This window comes from Nguyenibacter vanlangensis (assembly GCF_038719015.1).
Lineage (GTDB): Bacteria > Pseudomonadota > Alphaproteobacteria > Acetobacterales > Acetobacteraceae > Gluconacetobacter > Gluconacetobacter vanlangensis.
Genome location: NZ_CP152276.1, coordinates 500845 through 512277, shown reverse-complemented (window position 1 = coordinate 512277; position 11433 = coordinate 500845). Strand labels below are relative to the sequence as shown.

The window sequence follows — 11433 nt, the reverse complement described above, 5'->3', positions numbered from 1 at the left end:
AAGCCGGCGGCAAACTAATACCGAAATTGATAAGACAACCCGATGCTGCTGCCCGGGTCGTTTTCCGGCGTTGTGAAACCGGTGACGTTGCCGCCGGTACCGACGGTCGTGTTCAACTTCAACTTCCGTGTCAGGTCCACCTGCACCTGAGCTTGGGTACCCGAACCGGATGTGGCCTGCTTCGCACCGACATAGACCCCGCGCACGACATATTTTCCGGCCTCGACCGCCGTTCCGGTGCCGTTGCCAACCCCTGACGCGCCTGCGAGTTGCAACCGATCCAACCCCAGCGTGTTGCGCACCTTGCTCAGCGGATCGAAAGCGGAGCCTCCGGTCAGGGTGGCGACCGCTCCCGCGATTTGCGCCATCTGGGTCGGAGAGAGGGACTGGGCATCGGTGCCGAACAGCAGCATCGCCATGATCTGATCTTGCGGTAGCGGCGGCGTGGACGCGAAGGAAATCTTGGGAGCGCTGGCATATCCCCCGACCAACAACCTGGCAGTCCCGGAATTGGTTGCCCGGTCGGCCTCGAAATCCAGGCTGGGATCAATGGCCTGGGTAACGCCGACGCCGTTGAAGGCCACGCGTCCCTTGGCGAAATCCAGCGAGATGCCAGCCAGATTGAAACTGCCGCGTCGCATATTGAAGCCGCCACTGACGACCGGGGAATTGGCAGTCCCACCGACATGGAGGCGCCCATTCATTTCAGCATCCAGACCGTGGCCGCGGACGAACATCTGGCCTGGCGACGAGGCGGTGATATCAAGTCCGATCATCAGGCCGGTGCCCGCGTTCTGCTGAAACTTTGGATTCTGGCCGGGGCGTATGACGTTCAAAGTCGCGATCGATGGCGGCAATGCGTTAGGAATGGTGATATCGGCATGGGGGATAACAATGCTACCCGCGACATCGACACGGGAAGAAAGCTGGCCACGCACGGTCAGGTCGGTATTGATTTCCGCCGTCACCAGATCACTGGCCAGCGGCCGCGCGTGATCGGCTACGATATGCAGATCGACAGGTAACCCGGGCTGAAACGCCCCGAGGCTGCCGGCGACCGTGATCGTCCCGGGACCGGCCTGTGCCGTCAGATTGTCGAGCACCATACGATCGTCGTGTGCGGTAATCGTGCCTCGGATATTCGACAACTGCACACCCTGAGCGAAATCATGCACTTGTCCGCCGGACAAGGTCATGGTGCCCGAGGCCCGAGGCGAGGTGGGCGAGCCGGCCAGCGATATGGCCAACTGCATCATACCTTCGAGTTGTCGCCCTTGCGCCCCGAGATAGCCATTTGCGGCCGCCAGGTTGATGCGACCAGTGGTCTGGAGCGCCATAGTGCCAGCGGTATTGGTCGGGACTAGGCCGCGTATAGTCAGATCCGCCATCGTGCCGGCACGCAGGGTAAGGTCGAGTTGCGCCCGACTGCCGGAGAGTTGCGCCGACGCATCCAGATTGGCGGGCGGAATGCCGCCACTGAGATCAGACTCATATTTCAGGCCTCGCCCTATCAGGGTCATTGTTCCCTGCGGGCTGGCCAGCGTACCGCGTAACGCGGCGCGAACAGAAAGTGTGCCGTCGGCTTCGAGGGATGGTACAAAGGGCCGGGCGATGGCTGGGGTCAGGTCGTCGATCGTGGCAGTAAGTGCAAGTGCAGGACGAACGGAGCCGGCAATGTCGATCTGCGCCGGTGCGACGCCATCGGGCGCCACGGTGATACGCAGCCGATCGACGCCAATCGCATTGCCGAAAGCGACGCGTGCCGGGGCGAGCAGGCGGATATTTTCCCTTTTTGCATTGGCGCGAAACACACGCAGGGCGACCGATTGCTTCGGCACGTCCAGCACGGCGTCGGCCATCATGCTGGCCGGCTCCCCCAGGAAGTTCTGCAGACTGGCCGTAGCGCTGATCGCCAGGGCGTCCTGCGGTCCCCGGACCGTGATGGCCGCGTTTCCGCTGGCTGCCTGCGTCGTCAGGCCGTCCAGCCTGGCCGACAGATCGCTTCGTGGCAGACCCTGAGGATCCATGATGGTGCCGGCCAGCGTGAATTTGCGCACGCTGGCTCGGGCACTGGCCATTGTGCCGTCAAGGCGCACCGCCACACTGGGTGGGGCTGTCCCCTCTGGGTCGATGGTGTGAAACGACGCTTTGAAGGATCCGGAAAGGTCCTGACCGATCACGCGCGACAGGTCAGCCAGGCGCGTCATTTGCAGGTCCAGGGTGCCCAATGGGATCGGCTTGCCGGGACTGAAGATAAAATTGGCCTTTCCGGTCGCGCTTTTCCAATCAAGATGGGTTAGATGGAGCGTACGGGTGCCCTGGGCGTCCTGTGCCATATCCGCGGCGAGAGAAAGCGGCGCTCTGTCCAGGCTGCCCTGGACCATGATGGTGCCTTGCGGCGCCGTTGGCAGATGATGGGCAACAATATCAGCCATTAGAGGGCCAACCGGCATGTCGGTACCCCCCACCTGGCCATCGAGATGCCCAGTTGCCGCAAAATCTGCCATCGGGCCGGTCACGGCGAGATTCAGTGCCGCCTGGCCGCGCAGAGATGGCAGGACATGCCGCAGATCGTCGATTGCCAGATGCATCGTGGCATTCAGGATTTGCGACCCGTCCCTTACGCCGCCCAGGACACCATCCGTCCGGGTGCCTGCCAGAGAGAGATGTGCCGCCTGTCCGTCCAGGGTAAGGCTGTCGATCCGCACGACGCCACCTGTCGCTCCATGCGGTTGCCGAATGGCGATGCGTGCCGAGACCTTGCCATCCGGACCGATCAGGCCGACAGCCTGTGCGATACCGCCGGTGATACCAACTGTGCCATCCAGGCCGATGGTCATTTCGCCATCTGGTCGGGACGGCAAAACGAACGCGCCATGCAAGGCAGCATGTCCTGCTACATTAGCAGATCCAGCCGCCGCGAATGGAGCCAACTGAGGCACTGTAAGATCAATCATACCGTGGGCCGGACGTGCGGTCATGATTTGGCCGGCCAAGTGCAGCAACGGGTGCGTAAGCGTGACGTCCAGTGGCGCACCCGCTGCGTCCGGGTGCAGCACCACGTCAAACATAAGAGGGGCCGACGCTAATAAGCTCGGGCGTGGCCCTGGCAGCGACAGCCCATCGATGATCGCGTGAAGGCGAGCAAGGCCTGCCTGGTTGCCGGAGGCTTCATGCCCATCGAACCTGACGGCGATATGATTGGCGCCGACGCCCGCCGCCAATGGCTGATCGATGGTCAATTGGCCCTGGCCAACCGGATGACGCACGTCACCCGAAAGATGCGCGTCCAAGGCGACCGACTGCCAGCCAATACCATCCCGCACCACCATTCGTGGCGCATGAGCTGTCATCGATATCTGAGCTTTTTGATGAATAATATCCAATATTCCATCGATATTGGATGATATATTTCCGGAATTCAGAGAAAATGCCAGATGATTGGCATCGCGCGGCCCATCCATGTCCAATGTCAGGCGCAGCGGGTCCAGCGGCGAAAGACCGGCCGCGGTGGCAAAGCCACCTGCCCCTTCCTGCGCCGCCAGATGTAAACTCAGTCGTCCAGGGAGAATGGCGGTATGCAGGTTCAGCTTACCGTCATGGTCCAATCGCGCGAGGGCGAGGTCGATCGTCGCGTCGGGCAGGGTCGCGACGTCGGCGCCCTTTATTATCGCTGCCAGATGGGCCAGCCGGGCCTGCCCGTCCAGTACGAAGGCTGCCGCAGTGCCGGCGAGATCGGCCCCGGCATCGATCCGGCTGACATGGATGGTCCGGATGTCAATTCCGAGATCCGGACCGATATTCTGGCCGGCAGAAGATGACGGGCCGGACGTCGCGGCTTGTGGCAGGCGGGGGATCGCCAAGTGATCCATGGCAATACGATCGACACGCACCTGCCGCGCCAGTAAATAGGTCGGCCGCCAGTCCAGCACCAGCCCGTCGATTGCGAGCCATGTTCCTTTCGGGTCGTTCAGGGCAATATGGCGAACGCGCAGCGCATCGGGGAAGCGGCCCGAAATCCCCTCGAGAGTGACGCTGCCCGCGGTCAGGGCGGCGGTCTGGCGTTCGATGAGATGCCGGCCCCAGCCGGTATTGGCGAGAAGCAGGATCACGGCCAGCGCGATTACGGCCAGTGCGGCGGGAATTCCCACGATCAGCCCGGCTACCCAGGCGACGACCCGCGTCCAGTGTCGTGACCGGCGGGGCATTTGGGGCGGCGGCACCATCAAAAGGTCTCCCCCAGGCCGATATAGAGTTCCCACGTGTCGCCGTGCGGCGGCCGATTGAGCGGCATGGCGACGTCGACGCGCACCGGGCCGATCGGGGTGTAGTAGCGCACGCCGCCGCCGGCGCCGACGCGCAGCGTGCCGTGGAACGGCGCGCTGCCGGTGGCGACCTGGCCGGCGTCGGCGAACAGGGCGGCGCCGAAGCTTTTGAACAGGCGCTGGCGGAATTCGACCGAGCCGGCGTCCATCGCGGTGCCGCCGATGGCGAATTTCGTGTTGGGAAATTGTGGTCCTACACCCTGATAGCGAAAGCCCCTTACGGTGGCGCTGCCGCCGGCATAGAGGCGCTGATCGGGGGGAATATCGAAGGTCGATGCGCCCTGCACGCTGCCGACGACGGCGCGGACGGCGAGCACGCTGCGGCCGGGGCGTGCGATCCCGAGATGCGCGAGGTCGAAATAGGTCGAACCGGTGGCCTGGAGAATGGTGAAGAAGGCGGTGTGGCTGTTCAGCGACATCGATGGCGTGGCGCCGAGCGAGACGCGCGCGCCGTGGGTGGCCGGGTCGATCGGGTTGCTGAGGCCGGTATTGTCGAAATTGGCCGAGAGGGGCAGCGAGACGATCGTGTAATCGTTCGTCATGCCCATCTGCTGGATCTGTTCCTGTTCGGCCTGGGCACCGTAGGAGACGTTCCAGAAGCGCCCGAGGCGGCGGACGATGCCGGCGCGGACCAGCAGCGCGGTCTGGCGGTAGGAATAGAGCAACTGGCGGATGCCTTCGACCCGGACGCTGAGATTCTGGTTGCGGGAGCCGAAATCCGGCTTCATCAGGTCGGCATAGACGTCATAGCCCAGCCCCTGCTGGGCGGAACCGCCCAGGCCGGTGATCAGGGCCGTCAGGCGTAGTTGTTCGGCATTTCCGAACATGTTGTCATGGGTCCAACTGACGCCGGCGCGGCCGCCCAGATCGGTGGAAAAGCCGGCCTGCAGCGCGACCAGGCGTCGCTTGCCTTCGGTGAAGGCGAAATCCAGCGGCATCTGCCGGTCAGCGGACAGCGGGGGCATGTCGGCGACCTGCACGTCGGAGAAGATGCCCAGGGATGCCAGGTCCTGGCGCGCGGCCTCGATCTTCGAGGGCTGGTAGAGCTGGTCCGGATGGATGGTCAGGCGTCGCGCGATGAAGGCCGGATGCGTATGCACCAATCCCGACAGGGTGATGGTGCCGATCGTCACCACCGGGCCGCGATGCACCACGTACTCCACGTCCAGGGTCTGCGTCTGGGGGCGTAGCCATGCGGTGGGGGTGCCGACCTGCGCCAGGGCGTGGCCTTCCTCCTTCAGTTGGGACTGGAGCCTGGCACCCGCCGCCAGCACGTCGGAGGCTATGGCGGGCTGGCCGGCGGCAAGGCCCAGCGCGGCCTTTTCGGGGGCGTCGAGCACGATCGGCGCCGGGCCGTCGCCGGGCGCGGGCCTGAGCGTGACATGGCCGAGATGGAACAGCGCGCCTCGGGTCGGGGTGATGGTGACCTGGACCGTCTGCCCCTGCGGCACCGCCTGCAGCCATTCGGGCAAATGGGGGCTGCGGCCGTCCATGGCAGCGCCGGGGACGGCATTGCCGGCCGGTCGCAGCCCGACCTGGATGCGGACAGTCGCGGCATAATAGCCGTAGCTGTCCAGCGCCGTCGCGAGGCGCGCGTAATCGTTGCGGATCCGCCCCGCCAGCGCGAAGGGGCTGACCGCGCGGGTCTTCTGCAGGGCCAGGAGGCTGGAAGAGGCGTTGATGGCGCTGTCCAGGTCAGCCTGGCCGGTCGGGCGAATCGTCGTGGTGTAGGTTTGCGGGTCGGCGCCGAGCATGGGACGGGGACAGAGGCCGAGGCCGAGGCCGCAGGCTGCGCCGGCGCATGCCTGAAGGCGCCTGATGACGATTTTTGCCGCCGCCGTGTCCGCCCTGCCCCGCGATGCGGCGCGACGCCGCCCTGACCATGCCAATATGCCGTGTCCCGCCCGTTTCCTCGCACGGCGGACCTGCCGCGCGCCGACGCAGTGTCTATGCCATTTATAAGGCAATGATTTGACGCGACGACAGAAAAACGGGGCTGGCGGTTTTTTGTTGCGGGAATTGGAGGTTCATCTTGACAATCCCCCCGTATCTTTGCCTGATCGAATGCAGAGACGCTCGCAGCACCCGGTGTCGCAGGGGGAGATTCGCCGCGTGATGATCCTGTTCCATCCCGGCATGGCCGGCACCGGGCCTTGACCCGAAGCTTGACACATATGATGTGTTCCCGCGCCTGCGCGGGATGGTCCGGCGGCGCGACCAGGAAGCCAGTACCGTGACCGAACAGCCTGCCAGCCCCATTGCCATGGAAAAGAATGCCGTGCCCGAGACGCGGGGCCTGCATGTCATCACCTGGGGCTGCCAGATGAATGTCTATGACAGCGCGCGGATGACCGACGTGCTGCGGCCGCTGGGCTATCGCCCCGTCGCGGCGCCCGACGACGCCGACATGATCATTTTGAATACCTGCCACATCCGGGACCGCGCGGCCGAGAAGGTGTTTTCCGAACTGGGGCGGCTGCGCCTGGTGAAGGAGGCGCGGGCGGCCGAGGGGCGCGAGACGGTGCTGGCGGTTGCGGGGTGCGTGGCGCAGGCGGAAGGCCGGGAGATCCTGGCGCGCGCGCCGTTCGTCGATATCGTGCTGGGGCCGCAGACCTATCACCGCCTGCCGGAGATGGTGGCGCGCGCGGCGCGGGCGGCCGGCGCGGTGATCGACACCGATTTTCCGGCCGAGCAGAAATTCGATTTTCTGCCCGACGCGCAGGCGCCGCAGACGCCCGGCGGGCTGACGGCGTTCCTGACCATCCAGGAAGGGTGCGACAAGTTCTGCTCGTTCTGCGTGGTGCCCTATACGCGGGGGGCGGAAGCCAGCCGGCCGGTGGCGTCGGTGCTGCGCGAGGCGCGACGCCTGGTCGAGTCCGGGGCGCGCGAGATCACGCTGCTGGGCCAGAACGTGAATGCCTATCACGGCGAGGGGCCGGACGGCCGGAGCTGGGGGCTGGCCCGGCTGGCCGAGGCGCTGTCCGGCATCCCGGGCCTGGCGCGCATCCGCTATACCACGTCGCATCCGCGCGACATGGATGATGCGCTGATCGCGGCCCATCGCGACCTGCCGGCGCTGATGCCGTTCCTGCACCTGCCGGTGCAGTCGGGGTCGGACCGGATTCTGGATGCGATGAATCGCGGCCATACGGCGGCGGAGTACCGCGACATCGTGCTGCGGCTGCGCGACGCGCGGCCGGATATCGCGCTGTCGTCGGATTTCATCGTCGGTCATCCGGGCGAGACCGACGCCGATTTCGAGGCGACGCTGCAACTGATCCGCGATGTCGGCTTCGCGCAGGCGTTTTCGTTCAAATATTCCCCCCGTCCCGGCACGCCGGCCGCCGGCGCGCCGCTGCAGATCGCGGAAGACGTCAAGGACGCCCGCCTGCAGGCGCTGCAGGCGCTGCTGCGCGAGCAGCAGGATGCGTTCAATGCCGCGACGGTGGGGCGCGTGGTTCCGGTCCTGTTCACCGGGCACGGGCGCAAGGCGGGGCAACTGGCCGGCCGTTCGCCCTATCTTCAACCCGTGCATGTGAACGGGCCGGACGGCCTGATCGGCCAGATCGTCAACGTGGAGATCCGTGAGCGATACACCAATTCGTTGAGTGGAACCCTCGTACAGGAGAGAGCCTTCGCTTGAGTGAACAGACGGTAGCAGAAATCCTGTCCGGCCGCCGCCCGACCCGGGTGCGCGACCATCACGATCCGTCCCGCCATGGCGGCATGAGCGCCACGCGGACGATTACCCTGCAATTCGACGACAATGCCAGGCTGGCGATGCTCGTCGGGGATCACGACCGTCACCTGCTTCACCTTGAACGCGGATTCGACGTCCGGCTGTCCTGCCGGGGGAATCGCGTGGCCATCAGCGGCACGCCGGACCGGGTGGAGATCGCCCGGTCGGCGCTGAATGCGCTGTATCACAAGCTGGAACGGGCGAACGGGCTGGATAGCGGCGAGGTCGATGCCGCGATCCGCATGGCCGCCGCCCATCACACCCGGCCGCACACGATGGCCACCCACACGGTATCCGACGGACGGACGCGCATGCCGCACGATGCCCCGCACCTGCCCGACCCGCACCGGCTGACGCTGCCGGAACTGCCCGCGATCCGCACGCGGCGCGGCGCGATCGCCCCGCGTTCGGCCGGGCAGACGGCCTATATGGAAATGCTGGCGCAGACCGAGATGGTGTTCGGCGTCGGCCCCGCCGGCACCGGCAAGACCTATCTGGCGGTGGCCCAGGCGGTGGCGATGCTGATGGCCGGGCAGGTGGACAGGATCGTGCTGTCGCGCCCGGCCGTCGAGGCCGGCGAGCGGTTGGGATTCCTGCCCGGGGACATGAAGGACAAGATCGACCCGTATCTGCGCCCGCTCTATGACGCGCTGCACGACATGATGCCGGGCGACCAGGTGGTGCGCCGCATGGGCACGGGCGAGATCGAGGTCGCGCCCCTGGCCTTCATGCGCGGGCGGACGCTGGCCCATAGTTTCGTCATTCTGGACGAGGCACAGAACACCACGACCGCCCAGATGAAGATGTTCCTGACCCGCATGGGCGCCGGCACGCGCATGGTGGTGACCGGCGACCTGAGCCAGGTCGACCTGCCGGCGGGCGTGCCGTCGGGCCTGCGCGATGCCGTCGACACGCTGGAAGGGTTGCCCGGAATCAGCATCATGCGCTTCGAATCCCGCGACGTGGTGCGACACCCGCTGGTCGCGCGCATCGTGGACGCCTATGATCAGCGTGCGGCGGCCGAACGGGATATGTCCCGCAGCAGGGCGCGCCGGGAGAACAATGGAACCGCGAAGTAGTCAGACCCGGGTCGAACCAGACGGGGTCCCTAGAAAAACGCCGGCGGCCGGTCTGGCCGCCGGCCTTCCTCCTTCTGTCCTGCGGGACGGACCTGAATGCGAGGTCATCATCGCCGACGCCCGCTGGCACGGAGTCGTGCCGGGCGTGGCGGCGCTGGTGCGCCGCACGGCGTTGGCCGCCTGGGCCGGCACCGGGCCGGCGGCGGTGACGATCGCGCTGGACAATGACCGGACCATCCGACGGCTGAATGCCCGGCATCGCGACCGGAACAAGCCGACCAATGTCCTGACGTTCGAATATCCGGGAGACTATCCCGGCGAACATGCGGGCGGGCCGACGGGCGGCGACATCATGATCGCGCTGGAGACGGTGCGGCGCGAGGCGCAGGCCGCCGGCCGGCCGATCCGCCACCATCTGGCGCATCTGGTGGTCCATGGCATCCTGCATCTGCGGGGGCATGACCATCACCAGGCCGGCGAGGCCAGGCGGATGGAAATGGCGGAAGCCAGGATCCTGGGCCGGCTGTCCGTGCCCAACCCGTGGAAATACCGCGCGGGCATCGCGGGGGGTGAACAGTGAACCACGCTTCGCCCGACCCTGCCGCACCCGAAGGCGGGCCGGGCCGGGCCGATGAGGCCCATCCGCAGCGTCAGCGCGGAAAGGGGCTGCTGTCGCTGTTCGGCCGACGGCGCGTCGAGCAGGGATTGCGCCATTCGATCGCCGCCCTGGTGCAGGAAGCCGACGACGCGGAAGGCGACGGCGGGGATGGCGGTTCGGAACTGGACCGGCAGGAACGCGCGCTGATCGCCAACGTGCTGCGGCTGCGCGGCATTACCGCCGACGACGTGATGGTGCCGCGCGCCGATATCGTGGCGATGCCGGTGACGCTGAGCCTGGACGAGGCGCTGGCGCTGATGCGCCGCGAGAACCATTCGCGCATGCCGGTCTATCGCGAGCAACTGGACGACATCGTGGGCATGATCCATGTGAAGGATCTGATCGCCTATGCCGGCACCAGCGAGGCGTTCAGCGTGGAGGCGCTGCTGCGCCAGCCGCTGATGGTCGCGCCGCAGATCCCGGTGCTGGACCTGCTGCTGCAGATGCGGCAGCGCCGGGTCCACCTGGCGCTGGTGATCGACGAATATGGCGGCGTCGACGGGCTGGTGACCATCGAGGACCTGGTGGAGACCATCGTCGGCGACATTTCCGACGAACATGACGAGCCGACCGCCGTGCTGATCCAGGAACGGCCGGACGGGACATTCGACGTGGATGCGCGGCTGCCGGTGGGAGAGTTCGAGGCCAGGATGGGGTCGATCCTGACGGAGGCCGAACGCGAGGCGGAAATCGAGACCGTGGGCGGGCTGGTGTTCTATCTGGCCGGGCATGTCCCGACGCGGGGCGAGGTGCTGACCCACGAGAGCGGGCTGGTATTCCGGGTGCTGGATGCGGATTCGCTGCATATCCGCAAGGTCCGGGTCCGTCCCCCGCCGCCGGCCGCTTCCCCCGCGCCCGCCCCCTGACGAACCGACCCGTCGCGGCCGGTGCCCCCGGCCAGTACCCCGCTGGCCGCGCCATCTTGACGCCTGCCCGCTTTGTGGGCTCTGTCGCTTCCTTGACGTGAGCCGTCCCGTTCGTACCCGCATGCCGGAGCCAGTTCAGCCATGCCCGTGACCCGCCGCACCCTGATCGCGACCGTGCCCCCTGCCCTTATGGCGAGTTGGGGTGGCGGCGCCCGTGCCGCCGCGGACCCGCGCATGGCCGTCCGCGCGGCCGGCAACCCCAACGCGAAGGTGCATGTCGAAGAGTGGTTTTCGCTGACCTGCACCCATTGCGCCCGATTCGCGATGGAGGTGTTTCCGGAGGTCCGCAGCAAGCTGATCGATACCGGCAAGGTCTATTACGTCTTCCGCGACTTCCCGCTGGACCAGGTGGCGCTGGCGGCGGCGATGGTCGCGCGCAGCCTGCCGCCCGAGCGGTACGAGCCCTTCGTGCTGTCGCTGCTGTCCAGCCAGGATCGCTGGGCCTTCGCCCGCGACGTCAATCCGCAGGACGAATTGCAGAAGATGGCCGCGCTGGCCGGAATGCCCGCCGAGCTGTTCCGGAAGACGCTGGCCGACGACACGCTGCGCCAGGCGATCATGGACGAGGAAAACCGCGCGCAGGCCCAGTACAAGATCGAAGGCACGCCGACCTTCCGCTTCAACGACACGGTGCAGGTCGGGCAGGAAATGACGTACGACGAATTCGCGCAGAAGGTCGCGTCGCTCGCCTGATCCGGCTGCCGGC

7 protein-coding genes are annotated in these 11433 nt (G+C 66.4%); 5 read left to right on the top strand and 2 right to left on the bottom strand.

The genetic code is table 11. From position 1 onward, the window contains the following. Positions 1 to 14: 14 nt before the first annotated feature. Together AAC691_RS02375 and AAC691_RS02370 are read right to left on the bottom strand one after the other, a co-directional pair. The gene (locus AAC691_RS02375; RefSeq protein ID WP_408906046.1) at positions 15 to 4226 is read right to left on the bottom strand and encodes a translocation/assembly module TamB domain-containing protein; all 4212 of its coding nucleotides are present in this window, start codon (positions 4224 to 4226) and stop codon (positions 15 to 17) included. Beyond that, a complete protein-coding gene (locus tag AAC691_RS02370; protein ID WP_342628817.1) occupies positions 4226 to 6079 on the bottom strand; it encodes a BamA/TamA family outer membrane protein in 1854 nt (617 codons plus the stop codon). The genes AAC691_RS02375 and AAC691_RS02370 overlap by 1 nt, the downstream gene beginning before the upstream one ends. Positions 6080 to 6588: 509 nt before the next feature. Here AAC691_RS02370 and miaB point away from each other — a divergent pair. The 5 genes from miaB (at position 6589) to AAC691_RS02345 (ending at position 11420) form a co-directional block, all read left to right on the top strand. Continuing rightward, entirely contained in the window at positions 6589 to 7968 is a 1380-nt protein-coding gene (gene miaB, locus AAC691_RS02365; protein WP_342630117.1) for a tRNA (N6-isopentenyl adenosine(37)-C2)-methylthiotransferase MiaB, read from the top strand. Positions 7969 to 8069: 101 nt separating this feature from the next. Beyond that, on the top strand, positions 8070 to 9143 hold the full coding sequence (locus tag AAC691_RS02360) for a PhoH family protein (RefSeq protein WP_408906089.1): 1074 nt from the start codon (positions 8070 to 8072) through the stop codon (positions 9141 to 9143). Beyond that, positions 9127 to 9723, top strand: coding sequence for an rRNA maturation RNase YbeY (gene ybeY / locus AAC691_RS02355; RefSeq protein WP_342628816.1), 597 nt, complete (start codon positions 9127 to 9129; stop codon positions 9721 to 9723). Before AAC691_RS02360 ends, ybeY begins: the two co-directional genes overlap by 17 nt. 86 nt (positions 9724 to 9809) lie before the next feature. Beyond that, complete coding sequence (locus AAC691_RS02350) at positions 9810 to 10667, top strand: hemolysin family protein (RefSeq protein ID WP_342630115.1); 858 nt, start codon at positions 9810 to 9812, stop codon at positions 10665 to 10667. Between the two features lie 141 nt (positions 10668 to 10808). Further along, positions 10809 to 11420 (top strand): thioredoxin domain-containing protein, encoded by a 612-nt coding sequence (locus tag AAC691_RS02345; RefSeq protein ID WP_342628815.1) that lies wholly within the window; start codon positions 10809 to 10811, stop codon positions 11418 to 11420. The last annotated feature ends 13 nt before the right edge of the window (positions 11421 to 11433 follow it).